The following is a 26,407-nucleotide window of genomic DNA, read 5'->3' on the forward strand; positions in this document are numbered from 1 at the left end:
ACCGAACGTGACCGACTCAACGCGGCCCGTCCGCATCGCCGTGGATATCGGCGGCACCTTCACCGACCTGCAGGTGCTCGACGCACGCGACGGTTCCGTGCGCGCCTGGAAGACGCCGACCACGCCGCTCGACCCCTCCGAAGGCCTGCTGCGCGGCGTGCGGGAGGCCGCGTTCCGCTTCGGCTTTGCCCTGTCCGAGGTCGGGCTGCTGCTGCATGGCACCACTATCGCCACCAACGCGGTGCTGGAGCGCAAACTGGCCCGCGGCGCGCTGCTGACCACCGCGGGCTTCGAGGACGTGCTGGAGATCACGCGCCACTACCGCCGCGAGCTCTACGCGCTCGACCCCGATCCCTTCCCCGTGCTGGTCCCGCGCGACCGCCGCCTGGGCGTGCCCGAACGGGTGCGCGCCGATGGGAGCGTCGAGCAGGCCCTCGACGAATCCGCCCTCCCCGCCCTGCTGCAGCGGCTGGACGCGCTGGAGGTGGATTGCGTCGCCATCAGCCTCCTGCACGCCTATGCCAACCCGGTGCACGAGCAGCGCCTGCGCGACCTGCTGCTCGCGGCGCGGCCGCATCTCGCCCTGTCGCTCTCCAGCGAGATCAGCCCGGAAATCCGCGAGTACGAGCGCAGCTCCACCACCGTCCTCAACGCGCTCCTCGTGCCCGTGGTGCGCGCCTATCTCGAACGGCTGGAGCGGCGGCTGGGCGAGGACGGCTTCGCGCCCACCGTCTTCCTCGTGCAGTCCAATGGCGGCGTCTGCGGGCTGCGCCGCGCGGCCGAGCAGCCGGCGCGCCTCCTCCTCTCCGGCCCCAGCGGCGGCGCGCTGGCGGCGGAGCGGCTGGCCCAGCTGCTGGACCGGCCGGACCTCGTCGCCGTGGATATGGGCGGCACCTCCTACGACGTCTCGGTCGTGCTGGGCGGCCGCGTCTCGGTCGTCACCCAGGGCGAGGTGGACCGGCTGCCCGTGCGCCTGCCTATGGTGGAGATGCGCACCATCGGCGCCGGCGGCGGCTCCATCGCCGCGGTGGATTCTGGCGGCCGGCTCACCGTCGGCCCGCGCTCGGCCGGCGCGCGCCCGGGGCCGGTGGCCTATGGCCGCGGCGGCACGGAGCCCACGGTGACGGATGCTAACCTGGCGCTCGGCCGGCTGGACCCCGATTACTTTCTCGGCGGCACCATGGCGCTCGACATGGACGCCACCCGCCGCGCCATCGCAAAACGCGTCGCCGCCCCGCTCAGCCTCGGAGAGGAGGAGGCGGCCGAGGGCATCCTGCGCGTCACCGACGGCGCACTGGGCGCCGCCGTGCGCCTCTCGCTCTTCGAGAAGGGGCTAGATCCCCGCGACTTCACCCTGCTCTCCTTCGGCGGCGCCGGCGGTCTGCATGCCACCGCCGTGGCGGAGGAGGTCGGCATCCGCGAGGTCGCCTTCCCGCGGGAACCCGGCACGCTCTCCGCCTATGGCATCCTCTTCGGCGACCTCGTGCAGGACATCTCCCGCACCCGCGTCATCCCCGCCTCGCCGGATGGCATCGCGCCGCTCTCGGCCCTGATCGCGGAGTTGCGGGAGCAGGCGGAGGGGCGCCTGGCCGCCGATGGCGTCGCGCCCGAGGATCGCGCGATCGAGGTCTCGGCCGATATGCGCTACCGCGGCCAAGCCTTCGAGCTGCTGATCCCCTGGGGCGACATCGCTGCCCCTGGCGAGGCGGAGCTCGCGCAGCTCCTCGCCGCCTTCCACGACACGCATCGCCGCCGCTTCTCCTATGCCGACGAGGCGGAGGCGGCCGAGATCGTCACTCTGCGCGTCTCCGCCATCGGCCGCCTGCCGCGCCGCACCGCTGCCGAGGCCCCCATCGCCGACCGCCCGGCCCGCAAGGGCACGCGTCGGAGCTGGGAGGGCGGCGCCTGGCGCGACATCCCCGTCTGGGACCGCGAGGCGCTGACCGCGGCGGACCGCATCGAGGGCCCAGCCCTCATCGAGGAGAGCTTCGCGACCCACTGGATCGGCCGCGGCTGGGCCGCGGCGCTCGGCCCGGCCGGTGCGCTCGTCGCACGGCGCGAGGTAGAGGCTGCAGCGGCGACCACCACGGCGGCCTTGGGTCCAGTTGAGATCGAGGTGATCCGCAATGCCCTGACCGCCGCCGCCGCGGAGATGGACGTGACAGTCTGGCGCACCAGCCGCTCGACCATCGTGCGTGAGCTGCTCGACTACTCTACCGCCGTGTTCGACGCCGAGGGCAACAACCTCGCCCAGTCCGCGCGCATCCCCGGCCATCTGAACTCCATGAGCCACCTGCTGCGCGAGCTGCTGGACAAACATGTGGATGCGGAGAGCTGGGGCCCGGACGACGTGGTCGCCACCAATGACCCCTATTGCGGCGGCCAGCACCTGCCGGACATCGTCACCTACAAGCCCGTCTTCCATGAGGGCCGGCGCATCGCCTTCGTCGGCACGCTCTGCCACCATATCGACATGGGCGGACTGGCGGCCGGCTCCTATGCCGCGACCGCGACCGAGATTTTCCAGGAAGGCCTCCGCATCCCGCCGCTCAAGCTCGTCGAAAACGGGAAACCCAATGCGGGCGTCTGGGCGATGATCCGGCAGAATGTCCGCAAGCCCGCGCTTGTCCTGGGCGATCTCGCCTCACAGCTCGCCAGCCTCGATGTCGGCGCGGCCGCCATTCGCCGCCTCGCCACACGTTACGGCGCTGAGGGGATGATTGAGGCCGGGCAGCGCATCCTGGATGCCAGCGAGGCGACGATGCGCGCCGCGATCGGGCGCATGCCGGACGGCATCTACGAGTTCGAGGACTTCCTCGACGATGACGGCGTGGTGCTGGACCAGCCGCTGCGCCTGCATGTGCGGCTGGAGATCGCGGGTCACACCATCACCGCCGATCTCTCGGGCTGCTCCCCCCAGGCGAAGGGGCCGGTGAATGCCACCCTCGCCTCCTCCGCCGCCGCGGTGCTCTTCGCCGTGATGTCGGCGAGCGACGAGCCGCTGGCCGCCAATGCCGGCTGCTACCGCCCCGTTCGCATCATCGCGCCCGAGGGCCTCTGCGTGAACGCCCGCCATCCTGCGCCTGTGGCGCATCGCGTCGCGGTCAGCCACCGCCTGCTCAACGCCGTGCACGGCGCGCTTCATGGCGCCGTGCCGGACCGCATCCCCGCCGCCTATTACGGCAACTCCTATGTCTGTACCTTCCAGACTGTGGCGGCGGACGGATCGCGGGAGGTGCTGGTGGAGATCGAGATCGGCGGCTCGGGCGCGCATCCTGGCAAGGACGGGGTGAATGCCTATGCGTCCGGCATGCACAACAACAGCAACATCCCCGTGGAAATGGTAGAGAGCGGCATGCCGCTGACCATCACCGCCTATGGCCTGCTGCCCGGTTCCGGCGGGTTGGGGCAGCATCGTGGCGGGCTCGGCCTGTTCCGCGAATGGCGGGTGGATTCCGAGGGCTGCATCCTTACCACCAACATGGACCGCTTCCATCACGCCCCCTACGGCCTGGCAGGCGGCGGGCCGGCCGCGGTCGGCCGCCTGCTCCTGATCCGGGACGGGGTGGAGACGCCGATCCGGCCGAAGACCGATGGCCTGCTGCTCCGCCGCGGTGACGTGGTACGGCTGGAGACATCGGGCGGCGGCGGCTTCGGGCCGGTGGAGGCGCGCGACGCCGAGACGACGGCGCGCGACGCCGCGCTGGGCTACGTCAACGCAGGCATGGAAGCCTAGAGCACATACGGCCTGTACGGTTTGAAGGGTTCTGTTTCGTCGCTCCCGATGGAGTAGAGCAGAAGCTCCGGGCTGCCGAGTTCCTCACCAGGCAGCGAGTGCTTGGACGCCAAAGGCGTTGTTGCACACACCTTGTAGGTAGGCCTGCATGAGCAAGGCATCGTCACGGGGTGAGCGGCGGAAGACCCGCTACCGGACCCGGACCTGACGTAAGTATGACCGTGGTCTGAGCGCCCGGGGCGACCTGACGGTGTGGCTCTCGCCGGATCTGGCGTGGCACGCCGCCGAGGGCACGGGCCGGCGGGGGCGGCCACCGACATTCAGCGATGCGGCGATCCAGGCAGTGCTGACGCTGAAGGTGCTGTACCAGCTTCCACTGCGGGCGGCCCAGGGCATGGCGGGGAGCCTGATCCGGCTGGCGGGCCTCGGGTGGAGGGTGCCGCATTACAGTACCCTCTCGCGGCGTCAGAAAAACCTCACCGTCGTCATCCCTACCGCCCACAAGGCGGACCGCTGCACCTCGTCATCGACAGCACGGGGCTCAAGTTGCTCGGCCAGGGCGAGTGGAAGGTCAGGAAGCATGGGGCCGACAAGCGCCGGGTGTGGCGCAAGGTACACCTCGTGATCGACGCGGACAGCCACGAGGTCAGGGCCGTAGAGATGACCAACCACCGTCACGGCGACGAAAGGATCGTGCCGGGCCTGCTGGCGCAGGTGCCCGAGGGGGACAGGATTGGGGTGATCAGCGGTGACGGCGCCTATGACACCCGCGGCGTCTACGAGGCCTCTGCCTCACGGGATGCAGCCCTGGTCGTGCCACCTCGCCGCAACGGCAAGCCGTGGAAGGCGAGGACCACCGGGGCTGCCGAGCGCAACGAGAGCTTGCGGGCCATCCGGCACCTCGGCCGACGGCTCTGGAAGCGATGGAGCGGCTACCACCGCCGCAGCTTGGCCGAGACGGCCATGTCCCGCCTTAAGTGCCTGGGCGAGCGCCTCTCGGCCCGCGACCCCGCTCGTCAGGTCGCTGAAGTTCAAATCCGCTGCGCCAGCCTCAACATCTTCAACGCCCTTGGTATGCCCGACACCATCGCCCGCGTTTAGATCAGAGCACGACAGGAACACTCACACCCTCGGCCTGTTTTGCGCAACAGCGCCGAAGAACAATCTATTGCAAAGCGCTGAAACGAAATTGTTTTGATCGCTTACCTCAGCTCGCCTCGCACCATGTGGCCATAAGCGCGGCGGCGACGCGAACGAACCGTAGATAATCGGCCAGCTCCACCCATTCGTCCGTTCCGCCAGTCTGGGTAAGGTCACCGCATAGCGGGCCGAGGCCGACCGCGGCGATGCCTTTCTGAACGATTGGGTTCCGGATATCGCTCGACGTGTGCATGGGATTCACCTGTGGAGACTTACCTGTGACAGCCAAGATCGCCGCCGCTGTTGCTTTGTAGAGGGGATGCGCCACTGCGACCTCAGCGCCCGACACCCCCGCATCCCAGATGATCTCTGGCGGATGATCACGGAGCCAAGGGTCGCGACTGCTCACCGCTTCAACGGCTGCCATGATCTCGGCCTGTACTGCAGCGAGAGTCTCCCCGGGCGGAAAGGACAGGGCTGCACCCATGGTACAGCGGTCCGGCATGCGCGACAGCGCGTCGGGCCGGCCTGCGGCAATTTGCGACAGCATCAGGTTCGTAGATCGTCCGACAGCGCCATGCAGCGCCGGGTGATGCACGCGCGCCCCGCGCTGCTCGTCCAGTACCTGCAAGCCCTCCGCAATACGGAACATGGAGGTGATGGGATTGGAACCCAAATGGGCGAAGCCGGTCTGGTGCGGCTCTCCCGTATCTGGTGGCCGTCCCTGTACCACGATGCGGAACTCCAGCTGCCCTGCAGCGAAGGCCTTGATCTCACCCATGCCAGCGCCGGACTCCGCGGGATGCAGGTAAACGGCGGCATCGGCTTGCAATCCCCCATGCAGCAGCGCTGAAACGCCGCGCGCGTGTCGTTTGCTCGGGGTACTGGCTAAAATGATATCACCGGACGGGCGCAGGCCGCTGGCCAGCAGAATTCGCAGCCCTTCGATCATGACAGCAACCCCGGCCAGGTCATCCGCCACTCCCCAGCCATGCAGTCGCCCCGCCTCCATCACGCCCGCGAAGGGGTCGTGGCGCCAAGCCTCGATGCAGGCCACAGGCTCGCTGTCTGGATGCGCAAAAAGGATGAGGCTGCGCCCGTTCGCTGTGCCGTGCAGGCGCGCCACGACACTCTCCCGGGCTTCCGTCGCGATAGCTTCGGTGCCGGCGAACTCGGCGACCATCGGAACCTCGGCGGGATTGTAGCGAACGGTCTGCACGGCACATCCCAGCGCCTCAGCAACTTCCGCCACGTATCGCTGCACCGCGGGTTCGCCGTCCTGATTGCGGCGGATCAGCGCCCGAAGGAAGTCGATGCTTTCCTGCTGGCCTGCCTCCGCCGCGGCTGCGATGCGGGCCTGAAGTCCCTCGTCCATAACGCCTCTCAGACCATAATTGCCGCCTGCCGCCGGCGCAGCAGACGCATGAGCGTGAATGTCGTGTAGTCCGCCGGATCGTCCGCAACCGGCGTTCCTCGCCCGCCAACGAAGATGCGCACCGGCCCAGGTCCCGCCTCAGCGACGACCTCGAAGGTGGCCTGGGTCAGGCCGGGATCGCTCGTCAGCTCCAACCGAGTGGCATCCAGCCCAAGACCTGCCAGCGCGACGGCGACCGAAACATTGAGGTGCCGCGGGAAGCGCGCCGCTGCCTCGCGCACGCTGCCGGCGAAGACGAGTTGCGGCACGCCCTGGCCATCCCCCACTCCTGCAGCGCCCAGTCGTGCCGGAGGATAGGCCACCCTTAACGTGACCGCTGTCAGCACGTCCTCGCGTGCAGCAGCGAGGAAGCCGAGTGAGGCCGCTGCGCCCGCAGGAATCTCGATGCGCCCCGGACCTTTCCGGGCCGCAGCGAACAGCCGCTCCTCAACGTCACGATCGGCAAGCGCTGCGAGGGAGAGAGGAATGAGGTCGATACCCTCCGCCAGCAGTGCGGGCCCGGAGGAAGCGAGCGTGGCCGCCGAGGCGCATTCCACCGCCACGTCGGGCGAGCGCGCGATGAAGGCGGTGAGATCGGTGCAGGTCACGGCCTCCCCGAACCGCGCCGCCACCTCCGCTCGCTGCCCCGGCCGGCACAGCAGCGCCACAAGCTGCGGCGCGTCGGGGGTTCCCGGCAGCCGCGCGGCGAGGCGCTGGCCGATGCGGCCGCAGCCCAAGACTCCGAAGCGTTCGCGAGGCCGGCGCGCCGGGCCGTCATCGGCCATCGACCAGCTCCGCCTTGGCGAGTTCCACCGGGCGGTCCGACTTGCCGTAATAGGCCTCGATGCGGCGCTGCACGAATTCCCAGGCGGTCGTCATGGCCAGGTAGATGATGGCGATACAAACGAAGACCTCCAGCACCTCGAAGCGCTGCTGCATCAGGATTTGCCCGCGGCGCAGCAACTCCTCGACCGAGATGACGGAGACGATGGAGGTGGTCTTCAGCAGCCCGTTTACCGAATTGCCCAGCGCCGGCACGATCACCCGTAGCGCCTGCGGCATGATGATCAGGATGAAGGTCTGCCAGCGGTTCAGGCCGAGCGCCTGGGACGCGTCCCTCTGCGTGCGCGGCACCGACTGGATGCCGGCGCGCAGGATCTCGGACAGATAGGCCGCCTCGTTCAGGACGAGCCCCAGCAGCGCCGATTCCATGACGCTGAATCGCGCGATGCCGAGCTGCGGCAGGCCCGTGTAGATGATGATCAGCTGCACGAGCAGAGGTGTGCCGCGGAACAGCCAGACATGCGCCCGGGCGATCCAGCGCAGCACCGCCCAGCGCGAGGAGCGCATCAGCACCAGCACCAGCCCGAGGATCAGGCCGAGCACCAGCGTCGCCGCAGTCAGGCCCAGCGTGACGAGGGCGCCGCCCAGCAGGTAGGTGTTGGTGAAGTACCCCCAGAACCCCGCCCAATTCCAAGCCATCAGCGCAAACCTTCAAATCGGGACGGGGACCGGGGCAGCAGGCGTCAGCCCGGGCCGGGGCCGCGGATCGAGAACTCGGCTTCGGCCATCTTCAGCACGCCGTAGCGGTCCAGCATCGTGTCGTAGCTGCCATCGCGCTTCAGCCCGTTCAGCACGCCGACGACCTCCTGGGCGAGCGTCCGGTTGGCGAAGGCGAAGGTGGCGGTCTGCGGGAACAGGCCGGCGATGGCGCGGGTGAAGTCGCCGCGCTCCTGCCAGAACATCGCCGTTGCATCGATCGAGGTCGCGGCGTCCACCTGGCGGGCGCGCAGCGCCTGGAAGGCCTCGCCGAAGTTGTTGAAGGTACGGATCTGCAGGCCGGGCTTGCCGGCGGCCAGCAGCATCCGGTCGACCTCGCGCGTGCGCATCTCCTCGACACCGCCGAGCTCGACGCCGACCGCGCGGCCCGAAAGGTCCTCCCACTTGCCGATGCGCAGCGGGTTGCCCTTGCTGACGAGGAAGCTCACGGCGGCTTGCTCGTAGGGCACCATGTACATCAGCCTGGACCGTTCCTCGGTCCAGAAGATGCCGGTGTTGATCATGTCCCAGCGCTTCGCGGCCAGGCCCGGCACCATCGCGGAGAACTCGATGCGCACATATTCGGGCGTGAGGCCGAGCGCGCGGGCGATCATGTTGCCCAGCTCGACGCGCATGCCCTGAAGCTCGCCGCGGTCGTTGACGAACTGCAGCGGCGGCAGGGTGGGGTTGATCGACATAACCAGCGTGCCGGGCTTGATGATGTTGGGCGGCGCGATTTTTGCCTGGGCAAGGGAGGCGCGCGGCGCCACCGAGAGCGCCGTGGCACCCGCCAGCCCGGCCAGGATGTCGCGACGGCGCAAGGCCTGATCTGGTGCAGCCTTCGCCGGAGTGGGCTGGGTCATCGCAATCTCCTTGTCCTGTCGCGCTGGTCCGAGGCTATCGGCTGAGGCATACAGAGCGTATACAAAAAGTGGGCCACGACAAGCTGAAACCGTGGCCGGAACGAGGAGGCAGCGGATGGCTGAGGGGCAGGTGATGACCGTGCTGGGCCCGATCCGGCCCGAGGCGCTGGGCATGACGCTCATCCATGAGCATCTGCTCTGCGACCTGACGGCGCCGGCTGCCCGCGGGTTAGGCACGCCCGAGGTCGAGATCACCCTCGCCAATGTCTTCGAAGTGAACTACCGGCCGGGTGCCTATCCCGGGAACCATCACCTCCAGGATGCCGTGGTGGCTGCGCAGGAAGCGCGGCTGTTTGCCGAGGCGGGCGGCGGCACGATCGTGGAGGTGACGACAGGCGGCCTGCTGCCCGATCCGGAGGGCCTGGCCGGAATCGCGCGGCAGTCCGGCGTGAACATCATCATGGGCGCCGGCTTCTACACGGCAGCCTATCTCGATGCGGACACGCAGGCGCTTTCGCGTGAGGCAATGGCCGAGATCATCATTGCGCAGCTGCGTGAAGGCACCTGGGGCAGCCGGATCCGCTGCGGCATCATCGGCGAGATCGGCTGCTCCTGGCCGCTTGTGCCGGTGGAGCGGCGTGCCCTGCAGGCGGCGGCCGATGCGCAACGCAGGACAGGGGCCGCCATCACCGTGCATCCGGGCCGCCACCCTGCGGCGCCGCATGAAATCCTCGATGTGCTGCAGGCGGCCGGTGCCGACATCTCCCGCGTCATCATCGACCACATGGACCGCACCTATGAGGATGACGGCGAGGTCGTTGCCCTCGCGCGGCGCGGCTGCGTGGTGGAGTTCGACTTCTTCGGCATCGAGATGTCGAACTACTGGATGGGCATGGCCGACCTGCCGAGCGACTGGATGCGCCTGCGCTGCATCCGGCGCCTCTTCGAGGCCGGGCTGGGCGATCGCGTCACCCTCTCGCACGACATCTGTACCCGGTCCCGCCTGCAGCATTACGGCGGGCACGGATATGGCCATCTGCTGCGCAACGTCGTCCCGCTCATGCGGGATCGGCAGTTCACCGAGGCCGAGATCGCGACCCTGCTGGTGGAGACCCCGCGCCGGCTGCTGACGATGCTGGGCTAGCGGGTCAGCTCACCACAGTCAGCGCGAAGGCGTGCAGGCTGCGTAGATGCACCTGCGCCGCCTTCCGAACGGCCTTGGCATCCCCTGCCTCCAGCGCGTCGAGGATGGCGACATGCTCGCGGTTGTCGGGCTGCAGCCGGTCGCGCAGCCGGGCGATCTCGAACAGATGCGTCGTCGCGCGCAGCGCGCGCACCATCTGGGTCAGCACGGGATTGCCACAGGCATCGATGAACAGGTTGTGCAGCCGCGCATCGACGCGCCAATGCGCCTCCCGCTCGTAATCCTGGGCATCGCTCAGCGCCAGGATCTCGGCCCGCACGGCCGCGATCTCCGCGGGAGCGATGCGGCCGATGGCCAGGGCGGCGGCCTCGGGCTCGAGGATCTCGCGCACCTTCAGGCTGTGCAGATATTCCGCCAGGTGCACGCCGCGCACCATGTAGGACCGGCTGCCGTTCTTCACGACCAGCCCCTCGCCCTCCAGCCGCTGCAGGGCTTCGCGCAGCGGCGTGCGGGAGATTTTTAGCGCCTCGGCCAGCTTGGCCTCGAGGATCGCCTCTCCGCCCTTCAGCCGGTGGCTGCGGATCATCGAGGACAGGGAGGCATAGGCCAGCGCCGAGAGGTTCCCCTGCGGGGGCTGTTGCGGGGTCTCGTCGGGCGGCGCCATCGCGTCCTTCTGTCGCGTCAGTCGCGGCTTTTCAAGCAGCGCTGGGGGCCATCACGGGAAGGTCGAGCGCCTGGAGCACGGCCCGCAGTTGCGGCCGCATTGAAGCGGGCAGCGGCAGGCGCGGCGGCCGCGGCGGGCCCGCCGACATGCCGATCATCTCCAGCGCCGCCTTGGTGCCGGCGACGTAGCGCGGCCCGCCGACCCACCAGAGCAGGTCCACCATGCGCTGGTGGATGGCGCGCGCCTCGGCTGGGTCGTTGCGGTCCGCCGCCGCCTCGAACAGCGCGGCCGAGAGGTGCGGCGCGACGTTGGAGCACACCGCCACCCAGCCCTGGGCGCCGAGGAAGAAGGATTCATAGCCGAGCACGCCGGCGAAGACCGTCATCCGGTCGCCGCAGAGCCGGATGATGTCGCGCACCCGCGTCACGTCCAGCGTCGATTCCTTGATGTACTGGACGGCATCGATCTCCGAGAGGCGCGCCACCGTCTCCGGCAGCATGTCCACATTCGCCGCGTTCGGGTTGTTGTAGATCATGATCGGAATGCCGATGCCGTCCGCAATGGCCTTGTAGTGGACGTACAGTTCCTCCTCCGTCGGCACCGCGTAGAAGGGCGGGATGACCATCACACCATCGGCCCCCATCGCCTCGGCCTCGCGCGAGAGGGCGACCGCATCGGGCGTCCATTCGGCGCCCGTGCCCACCAGGACAGGCACGCGCCCGGCCGCGGTGGAGACGACGGTCTCGATCACCTCCTGCCGTTCGTCGCGCGTCATCGACAGGAACTCGCCGGTGGAGCCCAGCGGCACCAGCCCGTGAATGCCCTCGGTGATCTGGTACTCGACCAGGCGCTTCAGCGCCGGCACGTCCACCCGTGCGCCATTGGCGGTGAAGGGGGTGACGAGAACGGTGTAGGTGCCCCGGAAGTGCTGCAAGCCGACCTCGGTGTTTGTGTGACGGGCGAGGAGGCCAGGGAGACCGGCCGACATCCCGTGGCGACGCCGCCTTGCCAAACAGGACCGTTGTTTGCATACCTTATGTATATCGTCCGGGCTTGTCCATTCGCCATGCGCCGTCCCCTATGCGTCTGAGCCACCGGCGCCTTCTCCCCGGTGAGGCCGGCGGAACCTTCACCTTTGATGGCTCTCCGGTCGAACTCCTGCCCGGCGAGACGATCGCCGCCGCCCTCGCCGCGGCCGGCCAGGTGGCGCTGCGGCGGGACCGCAAGGGCGAGACCCGTGGCCTGTGGTGCGGCATGGGCGCCTGCTTCGATTGCGTGGTGACGGTGGATGGGCGCGGCGGCCAGCGCGCCTGCCTGGTGAAGGCCGAGGCCGGCATGGTCGTCGGCAGCGCTCCCCCGGCCCCCGAGGCCGCCCGCCCCCTCGTCCCGACCCCGGCCCAGGCGGAGGAGGTGACCGCCGACGTCGCCGTCATCGGTGGCGGGATCGGCGGACTGACCGCTGCGGCGCATCTGGCCGAGGGCGGCCTGCGCGTCGTCCTCGTGGACGAGCGGCCGCAGCTGGGCGGGCAGTATCTCAAGCCTGTCGCCACCTCCCACCAGGAGACCGGCGGACCGCTTGACCGGCAATTCGCCGAGAGTGCCGCCCGCAGCGCAGCCGCGCGCCGTGCCGGAGTGGAGATCTGGCAGGAGGCCACGGCCTGGTCCGCCTTCAAGCCCGACGAGATCGGCGTGTTCCAGTCGGACCGGGCCCGGATCCTGCGCCCCCGCCGTCTCCTGCTGGCCCCCGGCGCCTATGAGCGCCCGGTGCCAATTCCCGGCTGGACCCTGCCCGGGGTAATGACCACGGGCGCGGCGCAGACCCTGGCCCGCGCCTACCGTGTCTTCCCCGGACGGCGCGTGGTCATCGGCGGCAACGGCCCGCTGAACCTGCAGCTCGCGGTGGAACTGTCCGGGGCCGGGATCGAGGTTGTCGCGGTCGTGGAGGAAGCGGAGCGCCCTTCCTGGCGCGCCTGGAGGCAGGCGGCGCGGGCGCTGCGCCATGCCCCCGCGCTGATGGCCCAGGGCGCCCGCTACCTGGCCTTGCTGAAGGCGCGCGGCGTCCCGGTGCTCTGGGGCGCGCGCGTCACGGAATGCCGGGGCGAGGACCGGGTGACGGGATGCCGGATCGCGGGCCCGGGCTGGGAACGGGAGGAGACGAGGATCGACACCGTCGCCCTCGGCCATGGCTTCATCCCCTCCACGGAGCTCGCCCGGCAGCTTGGCTGCCGCCATGTTCCGGTCCAGCGGCATATCGGCTTCCTCGCGACCGTCACCGATGCCGAGGGCCGCACCAGCCTGCCGCCCGTCTTCGCCATCGGCGACGGCGCCGGGTTAGGCGGGGCCGCGGTCGCCCGGGAGCGCGCGGTGCTGGCGGCCGATGCCATTCGGCGTGATCTGGGCGCCACACCTCTGGCGGGCGCGAAAACCCGGCGTGCCCGGGCCGCGCTGGCCGATGCGGAGGCCTTCCAGGACGCCCTGTGGGGCCTGTTCGCCGCGCCCGCCTTCACGGCCCGCACCATCGCGGATTCGACCGTTGTCTGCCGCTGCGAGGGGGTGACGGCGGGCACCATGCGGACCGCCATCGCCGCGCACGGCCCTGATTCCGGCACGGTAAAGCGCCTGACTCGCACCGGAATGGGCCGCTGCCAGGGCCGCAACTGCGCCGCCGTGCTGGCCGCGCTGGTGGCCGAGGCGGGAGGCAGCCCGCCGCATCCCTTCGCCCTTTTTGCGCCGCGCCCGCCCGCAAAGCCGATTCCGCTCTCGGTTCTTGCTGCCGAGAAGGAGGAATGGGTCGGACACCGCCGTTCCACTCCGCCGGCCATTGTGCCGCGCTCCGGCCGAGAGGCCACTGGGCGTGGGCTGGAGGGACGGGAGGTGGACGTGCTGGTCGTCGGCACTGGCATCGTCGGCGCTTGCGTGGCGCGAGAACTGGCGCGGGCCGGGCTTGGCGTGTTGGCGGTGGACCGGGACGCGCCTGGGCAGCAGGCCTCCACGGCCAATGCCGGCTCCCTGCATGTCCAGCTCCTCTCCTTCGACTTTGGAGCCAAGGCAGAGGCGGGCGGCAACCCGGCTGCTGAAACCCTGCGGCTGGGCAACCCCGCCATCGCCCTGTGGCGGGAGATGGCCGAGGCGGCCGCAGCGCTCGGGCTCGAACCCTTCGAGCTCGCCATCACAGGCGGGCTGATGGTGGCCGAGACGGAGCGGGACTTAGCCTTCCTCGCCCAGAAGGCGGCGCTGGAAGGGCGCTACGGGGTGGAGACTCACATCATCAGCGCCGCCGAGCTACGCGCGCTGGAGCCGAAACTCTCGCATGGCCTGATCGGCGCCGCCTTCTGCCCCTCCGAGGGCAAGGTCAACCCGCTGGGCGCCACCTTCGCTGCCATGGCCCTCGCGCGGGCCGCGGGGGCAGAAATTGTTGCCGACGCGCCGGTGCTGGGCATTGAGCGCGAGGCGGCCGGCTTCCGCGTCACGACCGGTGCCGGTGTGGTGCGGGCCGGGCGGATCGTCAACTGCGCCGGCGCCTGGACGCCGCGGATCAGCGCCATGGTTGGCCGGCCCATCCCTGTCGCCGGTGCGCCGCTGCAGATGATGGTGACCGAGCCCGGTCCGCCTGTGCTGTCCCGGCTCGTGGCTCACGCCGACCGGCATCTCAGCCTCAAACAGACCGCGGTGGGAAGCTTGCTGATCGGCGGCGGCTGGTCCGCGGGGCTGGACGAAGCAACAGGTGCCAGCACGGCGCTGCGCTGGGCGATGGAGGGCAATGCCTGGGTGGCGCAGCGCGTGCTGCCAGCGGCCTCGCAGTTCCACCTGCTGCGCGTCTGGGCGGGGATGAACATCAATATCGACGGTGCCCCGATCCTTGGTGAAATGCCGGGCACACCTGGGTTCTTCAACTGCGTGACTTCCAATGGCTACACGCTGGCGCCGGTGGTCGCGCGGGTGACAGCCGAATTAATGAAGACAGGCCGAGCAGGCATTGACTGCGCCCCTTTCACGCTCGATCGGTTCTGATGTGGAGTCTTCATTTCCAGTGGTGGCCGAGCTCCCTTGGGGGCATCCTTAGATTGGCCTGCCGCCAGCTTGCTCGAGTCACCTACCCCCGGTAGTTGGCTGAGATAACCGCCCCCGCCTGCCCCAGCTTCGGCGGGTATCGCTTCCCGGCTGAGATCATCAGCCAAGCGGTGTGGCCTTACTTCCGCTTCCCGCTCAGCTTGCGGATGGTCGAGGACATGCTGGCTTTCCGCGGCATCGTGGTTAGTCAAGAAACACTGCGGCAGTGAGGCCGCAAGTTCGGCCAGGCTTTCGCCAATCAGATCCGGCGCCGGCTGCCCCGGGCCGGTGACAAGTGGCACCTGGATGAGGTCGTCCTCAAGATCAACGGCGTGACGCATTGGCTTTGGCGCGCCGTCGACCAGACCGGGATGGTGCTTAACGTGCTGGTGCAGAGAAGGCGCGATAAGCAAGCTGCCGAGCGGGTACTCAGGAAGCTGTTGAAGCGGCAGTCGCGGACACCACGGGTCATGATCACCGACAAGCTGGCGAGCTACGGCGCCGCGAAAACGGACGTGATGCCGGCTGTTGAACACCGACAGCACTAGGGGCTGAACAACCGGGCAGAGAACTCGCATCAGCCAAGTCGAAGACGAGAGCGGCAGACGAAGCGCTTCAAGTCAGTTGGTCAGGCGCAACGCTTCCTCTCCGCCCATGATGGAATCAACAACCTCTTTCATCCCGGCCGCAACCACGTCACTGCCAGCGAGTACCGCGCCGCAAGAGCGCGCGCGTTCGAGGTGTGGTCCGACATCAGCGGGGTCGCCGCGTGGGCTCGATCGCCCTCAATCCCGTTGTCGATCATTAAGCTTCGTCGCCCCAACGGCGATAAGTTGACGGTGCCCTACGCTGGTTCGGAGATGTTTCGGCCGAAACTTCCCCAGCGTCAGAGAGATCTGCGTAACCGACTCAAAGAAGTTCAATTCATTCTGGCTTGGTACGTACTCTTGCACCACTGATAGGGTATGTGCAGATAAGCTTATCCGGATACTTATCCCTATCCCGCGACTGAACTCCATTCCAGCGAGTCCGGCATCGCCAGGTACCTCGGTTTTTAATGCGAGATAACATTTTCGTGATGGCACCAAAGCGCCGGCAAAACAGCTGACAGGAGGGCCGGATCTCAGAATGTTGCTCGTCTCTCGTCGTGGGACGAGCGCAATCTAAGGAGCCGATCCGTGACCCTGGCACACATCGAACCGACGCCCCGTGTTCGTGCCGTCTCGAAGATCCACCAGACTGAGGCCGATCCGGCGCGGGTGCAGCCTGAACTCGACCCGGGCGTACTCGACGCGATGAACGTCATGAAGAGGCAGCGCAAGCGCCTGGAGAAGGCATCGGCTTCCGTCGGCAACATCCTGATCGCCGCCGTCGAGACGGCGCGCGAAAATGCTAAGGCCCTCACGACTGAGCAGACGCAGGAACTCATCGAGCAGGCGCGTAAGGCTGGAGTCCTGGGCAGGCGGCCGGAACTCCAGACATCAACCGCCGCACTCCTCGGCTACGCCATGCATGGCCTGGAAAACTACCGCGGGACCCTCAGCAAGGCGCGGCGCATCGCGCAATATGCCGTGGATCAAGGTGCGACGATCCCCGAGCTCGTCGAGCGCGAGGGGGGATTCTGGACGATCTACGACAAGGCAGCTGCCGAGGACGGGACGAAGAAGAAGCGAAAGGACAAACCCGCCCAGGAGCACCGGATTACCATCACCATCCCACCCGCATGGGTAGAACGCGAGAAGCAGGGTCTGTCCCGCATCGTCCTCGTGCGGTCCACGGATGGGATTTACACCGCACTGGAGGAGGATATCCCGTCGGGGATGGCTGGCCACGTCCTTAATCAGGTGAACACGAACGGCGATGCGGCTCCCAGCGCTCCGCCCTCCTCCGGGGAGCTTGGCCCACAGGCGGCGGGTGCGACCGGGCAAGCGCGTCTTAAGGCCGATGCCCGTGAGTTCGTGGCGAGCAACGACGGCGAGCCGGCAGATACCCTGTCGCCGTCCCCGGATGAAGCCCAGAACACAGTGGCCGTCTTGGAGCCGCAGGCCAACGCCGACCTGCTCTCGTCTCTCGCGCCGCCGACGCCAGCCACGCATCAGGAATTCGACGCGACGCTCTTCGCAAGCCAACTGTTCACCGTTCCCTACCTGCAGAAGTCTCACCCCGATGATTTCGGGATCCTGAGGCGTCACGCGATTGGCAAGAAGCGCAACGTCCGGCAGGCGACCGGAATGGTGAGCAACATCCATGTTTGGGAGGCGCCTGAGCAGGTTCCTGATGAGCTAACCGCGGTGCTTCGTCGCCATGGTGCTCGCCTCGTAATGGCTAGCGATCTCGTGGACGCCGGTTAGACGCTGCACCATGTCCCAGCTGGCGCCATTTCCATTCTTCCGGGTCGAGGGTCACCCGCGGGATCCCCAGAAGAGCAAAGTCGCCGGCCAGAAGCAGTGGTCCATTCGCGACGCGGTTGCGGAGATGGTGCGGGAGGCCGGGCACTGCCCGCATGTTGCTGAGCCGAGGGCGCCCGTGATCCTGGTGGGGCCACCGCCCGACGAGGTCGCCAAGCTAGCCGAGAGAAGGGCGGCTGAGGCGCACGACCCACTCGGGCGCAGCATCCGCCGCGACGGGATCATTCTCGTGACCATGGTCGCGTCATACCCGAAGACCTGGAAGGAGGTGAAAGCCTCGCCAGAGGAGGAAAAGCGTTGCAAGAAATGGGTGAAAGACGGCGCCAAGTTCATCCATCGCGAACTCGGCCCGGACTCTGGAGTCCTCCTCCATGTGGACGAGAAGCGTCCTAATCTCCACGGGTACGGCGCCGCACCCGTGTCACCCGGGGAGACAAAGGAGGGCAAGGCGATCAAGGTGCTCGACGTCGGCCCGATAGACCCCGGCCGGCGTGCGCGGAACGAGGTCAGGCGGAGTGGTGGGAGCTGGAAGGCGGCGAACCGGGCCGCAGCATCCGCCTACCGTGACCTCAACTTCCGGTTTGCCAGGGATGTCTCCCTCCCAGCTGGCCACAGGATGTCAGGCCTCGAGGGAACGGGACGTCGCCGAACGGATGCACCGACCTTCCGGGAAGATGCAGGTCTGATTGCGGAGAACGCGGCGCTGAAGAAGCGGGTCGAGGAACTTGAAGCCGACCAGCGCCGAAGCGACCGGCTCGCGGTCCAGATCGCGGCGGCCGCCAGAGCCGGGATGTCATCCGGGCAAGAAGAAAGGCGTTCTGGCCGCCCGCCGATCCGGCGTTCGTTCGTCACGGAGGCCGCGCAGCAGCGGATGGGCGATGAGGCGCCTCGCGAGCAGCTCCAGGAGGACGGGTCGGTGATCCTGCTCCCGGCGGGCTCACCCGGTGAGCGGGTTCCGAGGTCCCTGCTCCGGAGCGTGCAGGAGGCGAGGGCGGACGATGCGGTGATCTCTTGGCTTCAAAGTGAGCTCCTGGCTGAGACCGCAGAGCAGGAGAAAGCGGAAGCGAGAGCAGCCGCGGCTGAACGTCGAGCTGACGAGGAAGAAGCAAAGCATTCGGCCACCGTGACCGCGCTGCGTGCCGAGATGCTTCGGCGGGAGACTCTCGTCGCGGGTGAAGAGGAGAAGGCGCGGCAGTTCGCGACGGTCATCGACGCTCTCCGAAAAGCCGCGGCCGACAACTACCTGCCGGTCAGTACGATCGGAACTGCCACAGAGGCTGAGGCGCTCGGGAGGGCCGCGCCAGAGGCCGGCGTGCTGGTGCGATCGCTGGTCGACGAGCTTCGCGTTCGTCCGACGCGCGACGAGCTCGCCGCCCTAGAGAAAGAGCGGGACGACGAGGCGCGCCGGGCAAGGGCAGCTGAGGAAAAGGCTCGGCAAACGGAGGAGGAAGTCGTGGCGACGCGGCAAGAGGCCGCTCGGGTCAGAAATCAGCTGCGCGATGCGAACCAAAACCTGAGGAGAACGGAGGACGACCTGCGCGGGGAAACGAACGCGCGCCTCGCAGCACAAGCCTCAATGGCACAGATGCTGGATGCGCAGGCCGGCCTGATCAAGCAAGCTAAGGAGCATGGTAAGGTCCTCGGCCGAGCCTCCGCCGAGACGGAGCTGGTCGATGCGCTTGGCTCCCTCGAGATCATGGCCGGCCTTCGACCAGTCCACGACGTGACGAACGCGATCAGGGAGGCCCGGCAGGCGCTCGCGGGTGAGGAGCGGCGTGCGGCCGAGGCAGAGGCGGCGGTATTCGACCTGCGGGCGAAGGCTAAAGGTCTGATCATCCGTGAGGAGGTGCTTGGGCAGCTACCAGCATTCGCAAGGGAACACATGGCGTCCGATGCCATCGTCCTCGTTGAAAGCATCGTGCACGAGGTTCAGGGCGTCCGAACTCACGACGCAAAGCTCCGCTTCAAAGTCCCGCCATCGTTGAGGCGGGCCGTAAAACCGAGCAAAGAACGCCAGCACCCGATGACTTCCATCGTCGACCGACTCCTAGAGCACGGGGCCACTGGAGCGGAGGAGGCCGGCTTGTCTAGTCCGGGCATGGGAGAGCTGGCGAAGGTGATCGGAGTTGTCGCGTCAGTTCGCCTGAACGAGCCTGCGATAGTGGGCGACAAGGAGCGTCGGAGCGCCCGCGCCGCTGATATCGTGCAGCGGCTCGTCAGCGGTGCTGACGAGCACTTCAAGGCGATCTCGAGTCTATCGCCGGCTGGACTTGCTGCACTACAGAGCAGCGATGCTAATCCGCTCATTGGCGCCGTAGCGGAACAAACACACAGCCACAATAATGGCCTTGGCGGCCAAGCGCGAGGAGGCTGAGATTGGGTACGGCGGACATCGCTGCAGCGTGTTGCGAATGCGCATTTTGGGTTGCGGAGACCCCGGCCAGCCTTCGCGGTGAGTGCCGTCGGCGCCTCCCTCGGGCGTCGCGCCAATTCGGAATGATACCGTGGGCCTGGACGGCGGCCAGCGGGTGGTGCGGGGAGGGGCGGACTGTTCGGCCGAACCAAGTGCCGAGGGAGTGTGGTGGGTGCATTGCGTTCCGCCTCTCTCCTCCGATGGAGACCGGATCCTTAGAAGACAAGCAGCCGAAAGGTCACGGCGTGTGTCGACGACACGCGCCGGAGCGCTTTCCTCAAGGGGGGGAAGACGCCAGAGCCGGTGCTCGCTGGCCGCCAACGAGGGTGCACTATTGGTGTGGCGACGGGATCACGATGGGTGGCGACTCCGCTTAATCAAACCTGGAAACGGACACCTCGGCCCCTCACCCCGGTGCGTCGCTGACCATTGCGACTGGAGGCTGGGGAGCAAAACCTTGAGGCGGATGCGGCGCATCACATCACCCCTCGCGTGGTTTGGAGTTTGCTTGGCGCGATTTGACCGGCACTGCACCGACCGTGTGAGGGCTGCGCCACCCCGCGTACTACTTGCCTCCTACGTCCCCAACCTGACAACGCCCCCAAGCACATTGCGACTATCACGGTGACCAACGACAATCCCGGTGGCTCCTGGAAGGATCAGGGCTGCAACTGGTTAAGCGGATCCTGATCATGACCAACGCCGGCCAGTTCATGGCTGTCCAGACATGACATCGCCGTGCGGGAGCGGGGCGCGCGTGCGACACGAATTCGCTGCGCTGCCAGCATCCCGAACAACCCCTTCAGCCCGATAGGGCCAAGTCCACAGCGGCTTCGGCATGGATGGTCGTGGTGTCAAAAAGGGGAACGCAGCTGTCCTCCGGCTGCACTAGCAGCATGATCTCCGTGCAGCCCAGGATCACCGCCTCGGCGCCGCCCTCCACCAAGCGCGCGATCACCTCTCGATAGGCCTGCCGGGAGGCAGCCTCGACGCGCCCCTGGACCAGTTCCTCGTAGATCACCCGGTGCACGAGGGCGCGATCTTCGCCACCGGGCACCAGCACCTCGAGCCCGTGCCGATCGGCGAGCCGGCCCTTGTAGAAGTCCTGCTCCATGGTGAAGGCCGTGCCGATCAGCCCGACCCTTCGCAGCCCGGCCGAGCGGATGCGCTCCGCCGTCGGGTCGGCGATGTGCAGCAGCGGCAGGCCGATTGCCGCCTCCACCTCATCGGCCATGCGGTGCATGGTGTTGGTGCAGATCACCAGGAAATCCGCCCCACCCCGCTCCAGGCGCCACGCGGCGCCGATCATCTCGGCGGTCGCGTCGTCCCACCGGCCGGCCTGCTGCAGCGCCTCGATCTCCCCGAAGTCGAAGGACCACATCAGGCATCGGGCCGAGTGGAGGCCGCTGAGCCGGGCACGCACGGCCTGGTTGATGATCCGGTAGTACTCGGCCGAGCTTTCCCAGCTCATCCCGCCGATGAGGCCGATGACCTTCTGCGGCATGGTGTTCTCCCCACGGTGGCCGGTAGGACCTCAGGCGCGGATGCGCTGGATGGAGCTCTCGACAATAGTGTCGAACCGCCCGGGATCGTCGAAGGCGCGCGCGGCGAGCATCGCGCCGTAGACGGCGGCCATGAAGGCCGCCGCCTCGAGAGCGGGGGATGCTTGCAGCCGCATAGTGCCCTGTTCCACACCCAGAGAGAGGACCCTCTCCAGCCATCTCGCGAGGTCGGAGAAATGTCCGCGGACGGCGAGCGCGACCTCAGATGGCAGACTGGGAAGCTCTGCAGCCAAGACAGCGGCCAGGCAGAAGGGCGCGGTCTGGTCCTTGATGCACCGCTTCCAATAGTCCGTGTACATGAGCAACTGGTCCATGGCCACGGGCGAGCCGGCCTCGAGCGCGGCGATCTGCGCCTGGATGGCCGTGCGCCCCCGCTCCACCACGGCGACCACGAGATCGACCTTCGAGGGGAAATGGTGGTGGATGCTAGCCTTGCGGATAGCGAAGCGCTCCGCGAGGTCGGCGTAGCTGAACCCGTTGTATCCCCCTCGCATAATCAGCTGGGCGGCACCCCCGACCAGCTTGCCCGCCGTCTCACTCACGATCACACCCACCTCACCTACCTTCTGGTAGGTTTTTACAGGCGGAGTTGGCCCGGTTGCAAGTTCGGATCGCGGCCTGGCCAGGAAGCTCGGTCCAGCTCGTCTCCACTCCTCACCGCGCTGAAATTCAACTGGCGATGCCCCAGGCACAGGAGTTGACGCGCTTGCCTTCCTCTCAGTAGGTAGATTTCTCCAGTCGGACTATCGCATCGTGCATTCCTCCTTCCGCGTTGGCGTCCCATCCAACCCGCGGCAGGCTCCGGGGCGGCCTCCCTGCGTGTACAGCGAACTCGCGCCGTGACGCGCCCTGATCCTTGCGCTGGCAGGAGACATATCAGCGCGGAGCGCCGTCCTGCGGACCGTCGCCCCGCCCTGAGATGCGCCGGTAACCATCCCGACGGACCTGGCGCCGTGACCTGACTGCGCGGTCCGAGGAACCCCCATTTTGGAGAATGGCGTCGTGATGAACAGAAGGTTTCTTGCCCGCTTTATCTCGCCAGGCATTGCAGCAACGGTTCTCCCGGGGAGGATGAGAGCTCAGGAAACGGCTTCGTCGCAGCCGGCGAAGAACGTCGTCCTCGTCCACGGCCTGTTTGCCGATGGGTCGAGTTGGTCGGAGGTGATTCCGCTCCTTCAGGCAAGGGGCCTTGAGGTGACCTCCGTCCAGAACCCCCTTACGACGCTGGAGGATGCCGTCGCCGCCTGCCGGAAGGTCCTGGACCGGCAGGATGGACAGACGGTGCTGGCCGGACACTCCTTCGCCGGCACGATCGTGACGGAAGCCGGCACGCACCCGAAAGTCTCGGCGCTCGTCTACGTGGCGGCCCGGGCGGCGGATGCTGGCGAGGACTATGCGGCCCTGGCCTCCCGCTTCCCTGCCCCGCCCGCATCGGCGGGGATCGTCTATGACGGGGATGAGGGCCGGCTCACCGAGGAGGCCTTCCTGCGGGACTTCGCCGGCGACCTGCCGGCGGAACGGGCCCGAGCGCTCTACGCAGTGCAGCAGCCCTTCCGGAGAGCACTCTTGACCGGGCGTCCCAGCCACGCCGCGTGGCGATCCAGGCCCAGCTTCTACGCCGTCTCCACGGAGGACCGGACCATCAACCCGGACCTGCAACGCTACATGGCAGCCCGAATGGCGGCACGCACGGTAGAGGTTCGGGCGAGCCATCTGGCCCTGATCTCTCATCCCCAGGAGATCGCCGGGCTGATCCTGGATGCGGCCGCCCTTTGAGGGCACCCGCATGGCCGCCGCCGGTCTGGTGCGCCCGCGCGGCGGCCCGCTATCCGGACCCGCCGGCGGCCGAAGCGCACTTCCGCCGGTGTCGGCCCGCAGGACCAGTTACGCGCCGGGTGGTGCGGAAAGGCGGCACTGCACGGCTCATCGGATCGGTGCGCGACCTGTTGGTACGGCGGCTGATCGGACATGGCTGGCAGGCGAGCATGGTGGCTGTAACCGCAGACCGGCGCACCTATCCTTCTGGAACATCGGCGCGCCGCGCAAAGGGTGAGAGACGCATGAACGTGATCCAACCCGGCCTCACAGGCGCTGGCCAGGCGGGTGCCGTGCCGCAGGACCTTCTCGCGCGGTACCGCGCCGTGCGGTCCCGGACGGAGGCCCTGGCCGCCCCGCTCTCGCCCGAGGACCAGGTCGTGCAGTCCATGCCGGATGCCAGCCCGACCAAGTGGCACCGGGCCCACACGACCTGGTTCTTCGAGACCTTCCTGCTCAGGCCCTACCTGCCGGAGTATCGCCCGGTGCGAGAGGAGTACGCCTTCCTCTTCAACTCCTATTACGAGGCCGCCGGCCCGCGCCACGCCCGGCCGCGGCGGGGGATGCTGACGCGCCCTTCCTGCGAGGACATCGCCGAGTACCGGGCCGCCGTGGACGAGGCGATGGCCGCCCTGCTGCGGAACCCGCCGGCGGAGGCGGCTGAACTCGTCGTGCTCGGGCTGCAGCACGAGGAGCAGCACCAGGAACTCCTGCTGACGGATATCCTGCACGCCCTCAGCCTCAACCCGCTCCGCCCGGCCTATGATCCCGGCTGGCAGGAGCCGGCCCTTTCGGCGCCGGCGACCATGCTGGAGGGGCCGGCGGGCTTGGTGGAGGTCGGCCATGACGGGCGGGGCTTCGCCTTCGACAACGAGACGCCGCGCCACGCGACCTGGCTGGCCCCCTACCGCATCGCCACCGGGCTGGTGACCAACGGCGAGTGGCTGGCCTTCATGGAGGATGGCGGCTACGGCGACCCGCTGCTGTGGATGAGCGACGGCTGGGCCGCGCGGCAGGCCGAGGGCTGGGAGGCGCCTCTGCACTGGGAGAGCCGGGACGGGGGCTGGACGGAGTTCGGCCCGGGCGGCCTCCGCCCGCTCGATCCCGCACGGCCCGTGCGCCATGTCTCCTGGTACGAGGCCGACGCCTTCGCGCGCTGGGCCGGGCGGCGCCTGCCGACGGAGGGGGAATGGGAGGCCGCCGCGGCCCTTCCCGGCTTCCGCGATGCCGTGGGCGTGGCTTGGCAGTGGACGGGCAGCGCCTATCGCCCCTTTCCGGGCTTCCGCCCCTGGGCCGGCGCGGTGGGCGAGTACAACGGCAAATTCATGATCAACCAGATGGTGCTACGCGGCGGCTCCGCGGCGACGCCGCCGGGCCATGCGCGCGCCAGCTACCGCAACTTCTTCCCGCCCGGGGCGCGCTGGCAGTTCAGCGGGCTCCGCCTGGCGGAGGACGCGGCGTGAGCGGCGCCATCTCCCGTGATCCCGCCGAGCTGGAGCGGTCCGCCCTGGTCGCCGACGCCGTCGCGGGCCTCTCGGCACCCCGCAAGACGCTGCCCTGCAAGTGGCTCTACGACGCGGAGGGCGCGCGCCTGTTCGAGGCGATCACCCGCCTACCGGAGTATTACCCGACCCGAACGGAGATGCGGATCCTGGAGGAGTCCGGGCCCGACATCGCCCGGGCGGTCGGGCCGGGCGCGGCCGTGGTCGAGTTCGGGCCGGGCGACGGCGTCAAGGCGGTGCAGCTGCTGCGGGCGCTCCGGGCCCCCGCGGCCTACCTGCCCGTCGACATCGCGCCGGAATGGCTGGAGGCGGCGGCTGCGCGGGTGCGGGTGGCCTGCCCCGGGCTTCCTGTCCGGCCCGTGGTCGCGGATTTCACCCGGCCCTTCGATCTCGCCGGGCGGGCGGAGGGCAGCACGACGCATCTCGGCTTCTTCCCGGGCTCGACGGTCGGCAACTTCGAGGCGGAGGAGGCGGTGGCCTTCCTGCGCCGCGCCCGCGCCACGCTACGTCCGGGCGGGCGCATGCTGCTGGGTGCGGATTTGGTGAAGAGCATCCCGGTGCTGCAGGCGGCCTATGACGATGCCGCCGGCGTGACGGCCGCGTTCGACCTGAACCTGCTGGCGCGGCTGAACCGCGAGGCCAGCGCCGATTTCGACCTCAGCGCCTTCCGGCACGAGGCCCGGTGGAACGCCGTAGCGGAGCGGATCGAGATGCACCTCGTCTCGCGGGCCGCGCAGTCCGTCCGCCTCGCCGGCGGCGTGTTCCGCTTCGCCAGGGACGAGAGCATCCATACCGAGAGCAGCCACAAGTACCGCCCGGAGCGTCTGCGGGCACTGTTCCAGGCGGCGGGCTGGCGGGCCGAGGCGATGTGGAGCGATGCGGAGGGGCTCTTCTCGGTCTGGCTGCTGAAGGGGTGAGCGCGCCGCGTAGCGCTCCCCCGGCTTCCTAACGCCGCGATTTGCCGGGAATTCCGCGCCGGTTCCTAGGGCACACGAAGCGAATGTCCGCGAGTTCCTCCTTCCTTTCCCAACCTGCCCCGGCCCGGCCCTATCCGGACTCTTGTGAGGCGACAGGCTCGGCGCGGGTTCATGGCGGCGCAGATCTCGTCGTAGTGCCCGTCCCGCTCGGCCCATCGCCGCGCCTAGTCTCGGTCCAGCAGCACCTCGCTGCGGGGATGTTTCTTTCGTCGCTTAGCCTCGAAAGTTGTCGGTCCACGCCTCTCGCCTTCGAGGACTTGGAGGACTTGGAGGACCAAGCGGTCGCATCCCGGGCCTGCCGGACAGGTCCCCGTGTCTGGTATGCGAGCGCAGGCAGGACTGGAGCGGAGGACAGCGAGAGAGCGTTGACATCCGGCGGTCTACCTTCTAGTAGGTTGGCTTCCGGATTGGAGGCTCGAAATGCCCACTCAGATCATCGACCATCCTGCGCTGCCCGCCTCGGGCTGGCTCAAGCGCTACTACTTCGCCCGCTTCGCCTTCTCGGCGGCCTGGGTCGCCGCGGCCTTCAGCGTCGCGAGGAGCGCGCCGCAGCTAGCTGCCATCATGCTGGTCGGCTATCCGGCGTGGGACGCGGCCGCCAACCTGGTCGATGCTCAGCGCAATGGCGGCCTCGGCAGCAACAGGACGCAATTGCTGAACGCCATCGTCAGCACGTTCACGGCCGCTGCTGTTGCCGTCGCGCTCGGCATCAGCATGAACAGCGTCATCGTGGTGTTCGGCATCTGGGCCGGCCTCGCCGGGGTTCTGCAGCTCGCCACCGCCGTCCGTCGCTGGAAGTCCTATGGCGCCCAGTGGGCAATGATCCTCAGCGGCGCGCAGTCCGCCCTGGCCGGGCTTTTCTTCGTGCGGATGGCCGGCGGTGCTGAACCGGTCGGCATCGCCACGGTGGCGCCATATGCGGCCTTCGGCGCCTTTTACTTCCTCGTGTCCGCTCTCTGGTTGACGGTATGCGACGCCCGCAGCAGCGGGCTTCACGCCGCCGGATAGCGGAAGGGAGCAGGGCCCGCTGGGCAAGCCCCGCCAGGGTGCATGCCCGGCTTGGCCGCAGCATCACCCATGACGCGGCCGCGGGCCGTCCGTCCTGGGCGGTGATGCAGCCTCTACTGATGCGCCGCTCAAGGGCGTCCCGAACGATCCATGGCGCCCCTGGCAGACGAAC

At 68.3% G+C, this 26,407-nt stretch carries 17 protein-coding genes and 2 pseudogenes; 11 read left to right on the forward strand and 8 right to left on the reverse strand.

Features of this window, described 5'->3' with window-relative positions:
- Window positions 1–7: 7 nt before the first annotated feature.
- The gene (locus ACVBD7_RS23075; RefSeq protein ID WP_458097865.1) at window positions 8–3,736 is read left to right on the forward strand and encodes a hydantoinase B/oxoprolinase family protein; all 3,729 of its coding nucleotides are present in this window, start codon (window positions 8–10) and stop codon (window positions 3,734–3,736) included.
- 226 nt (window positions 3,737–3,962) lie between these two features.
- Window positions 3,963–4,837: pseudogene (locus tag ACVBD7_RS23080) on the forward strand (IS5 family transposase).
- Between the two features lie 106 nt (window positions 4,838–4,943).
- Here the strand turns inward: ACVBD7_RS23080 and ACVBD7_RS23085 are convergent.
- From ACVBD7_RS23085 to ACVBD7_RS23100, 4 genes are read right to left on the reverse strand one after another with little or no spacing between them, the layout of a single operon-like run.
- Entirely contained in the window at window positions 4,944–6,251 is a 1,308-nt protein-coding gene (locus ACVBD7_RS23085; protein ID WP_458097866.1) for a M20 family metallopeptidase, read from the reverse strand.
- An 8-nt stretch (window positions 6,252–6,259) separates the two neighbouring features.
- Window positions 6,260–7,075, reverse strand: a complete 816-nt coding sequence (locus ACVBD7_RS23090; RefSeq protein WP_458097867.1) for an aspartate dehydrogenase domain-containing protein — start codon at window positions 7,073–7,075, stop codon at window positions 6,260–6,262.
- The gene (locus ACVBD7_RS23095) at window positions 7,065–7,775 is read right to left on the reverse strand and encodes an amino acid ABC transporter permease (protein ID WP_458098359.1); all 711 of its coding nucleotides are present in this window, start codon (window positions 7,773–7,775) and stop codon (window positions 7,065–7,067) included. Before ACVBD7_RS23095 ends, ACVBD7_RS23090 begins: the two co-directional genes overlap by 11 nt.
- A gap of 41 nt (window positions 7,776–7,816) precedes the next feature.
- The gene (locus ACVBD7_RS23100) at window positions 7,817–8,692 is read right to left on the reverse strand and encodes an ABC transporter substrate-binding protein (RefSeq protein WP_458097868.1); all 876 of its coding nucleotides are present in this window, start codon (window positions 8,690–8,692) and stop codon (window positions 7,817–7,819) included.
- Window positions 8,693–8,807: 115 nt separating this feature from the next.
- Between ACVBD7_RS23100 and ACVBD7_RS23105 the strand changes: the two genes are divergently transcribed.
- Window positions 8,808–9,836: a phosphotriesterase family protein gene (locus ACVBD7_RS23105; RefSeq protein WP_458097869.1), complete on the forward strand. Its 1,029-nt coding sequence runs from the start codon at window positions 8,808–8,810 to the stop codon at window positions 9,834–9,836.
- 4 nt (window positions 9,837–9,840) lie between these two features.
- Here the strand turns inward: ACVBD7_RS23105 and ACVBD7_RS23110 are convergent, their stop codons facing one another.
- Entirely contained in the window at window positions 9,841–10,500 is a 660-nt protein-coding gene (locus tag ACVBD7_RS23110) for a GntR family transcriptional regulator (RefSeq protein ID WP_458097870.1), read from the reverse strand.
- Window positions 10,501–10,531: 31 nt separating this feature from the next.
- Window positions 10,532–11,434: a 4-hydroxy-tetrahydrodipicolinate synthase gene (gene dapA / locus ACVBD7_RS23115; protein ID WP_458098360.1), complete on the reverse strand. Its 903-nt coding sequence runs from the start codon at window positions 11,432–11,434 to the stop codon at window positions 10,532–10,534.
- A 146-nt stretch (window positions 11,435–11,580) separates the two neighbouring features.
- Here dapA and ACVBD7_RS23120 point away from each other — a divergent pair, with 146 nt between their 5' ends.
- The 4 genes and pseudogenes from ACVBD7_RS23120 (at window position 11,581) to ACVBD7_RS23135 (ending at window position 19,332) form a co-directional block, all read left to right on the forward strand.
- Window positions 11,581–14,511: an FAD-dependent oxidoreductase gene (locus ACVBD7_RS23120; RefSeq protein ID WP_458097871.1), complete on the forward strand. Its 2,931-nt coding sequence runs from the start codon at window positions 11,581–11,583 to the stop codon at window positions 14,509–14,511.
- 104 nt (window positions 14,512–14,615) lie between these two features.
- Window positions 14,616–15,320 (forward strand): annotated as a pseudogene (locus tag ACVBD7_RS23125) (IS6 family transposase); the annotation flags it as partial.
- A gap of 408 nt (window positions 15,321–15,728) precedes the next feature.
- Window positions 15,729–16,901, forward strand: coding sequence for a hypothetical protein (locus ACVBD7_RS23130; protein WP_458097872.1), 1,173 nt, complete (start codon window positions 15,729–15,731; stop codon window positions 16,899–16,901).
- A gap of 10 nt (window positions 16,902–16,911) precedes the next feature.
- Window positions 16,912–19,332, forward strand: coding sequence for a hypothetical protein (locus ACVBD7_RS23135; protein WP_458097873.1), 2,421 nt, complete (start codon window positions 16,912–16,914; stop codon window positions 19,330–19,332).
- Window positions 19,333–20,173: 841 nt separating this feature from the next.
- On the opposite strand, the gene ACVBD7_RS23140 is transcribed toward ACVBD7_RS23135, so the two are convergent.
- Window positions 20,174–20,875, reverse strand: a complete 702-nt coding sequence (locus ACVBD7_RS23140) for an aspartate/glutamate racemase family protein (RefSeq protein ID WP_458097874.1) — start codon at window positions 20,873–20,875, stop codon at window positions 20,174–20,176.
- 30 nt (window positions 20,876–20,905) lie between these two features.
- On the reverse strand, window positions 20,906–21,475 hold the full coding sequence (locus tag ACVBD7_RS23145) for a TetR/AcrR family transcriptional regulator (RefSeq protein WP_458097875.1): 570 nt from the start codon (window positions 21,473–21,475) through the stop codon (window positions 20,906–20,908).
- A gap of 463 nt (window positions 21,476–21,938) precedes the next feature.
- Here ACVBD7_RS23145 and ACVBD7_RS23150 point away from each other — a divergent pair, with 463 nt between their 5' ends.
- The 4 genes from ACVBD7_RS23150 to ACVBD7_RS23165 all read left to right on the forward strand — a co-directional run bounded on the left by ACVBD7_RS23150 (window position 21,939) and on the right by ACVBD7_RS23165 (window position 26,235).
- Window positions 21,939–22,709: an alpha/beta fold hydrolase gene (locus ACVBD7_RS23150; protein WP_458097876.1), complete on the forward strand. Its 771-nt coding sequence runs from the start codon at window positions 21,939–21,941 to the stop codon at window positions 22,707–22,709.
- 284 nt (window positions 22,710–22,993) lie between these two features.
- Entirely contained in the window at window positions 22,994–24,211 is a 1,218-nt protein-coding gene (gene egtB, locus ACVBD7_RS23155) for an ergothioneine biosynthesis protein EgtB (protein ID WP_458097877.1), read from the forward strand.
- A complete protein-coding gene (gene egtD / locus ACVBD7_RS23160; protein ID WP_458097878.1) occupies window positions 24,208–25,167 on the forward strand; it encodes an L-histidine N(alpha)-methyltransferase in 960 nt (319 codons plus the stop codon). Before egtB ends, egtD begins: the two co-directional genes overlap by 4 nt.
- 480 nt (window positions 25,168–25,647) lie before the next feature.
- Window positions 25,648–26,235: a DUF308 domain-containing protein gene (locus ACVBD7_RS23165; RefSeq protein ID WP_458097879.1), complete on the forward strand. Its 588-nt coding sequence runs from the start codon at window positions 25,648–25,650 to the stop codon at window positions 26,233–26,235.
- Window positions 26,236–26,407 lie beyond the last annotated feature (172 nt).

It is taken from the genome of Roseomonas sp. WA12, assembly GCF_054165765.1.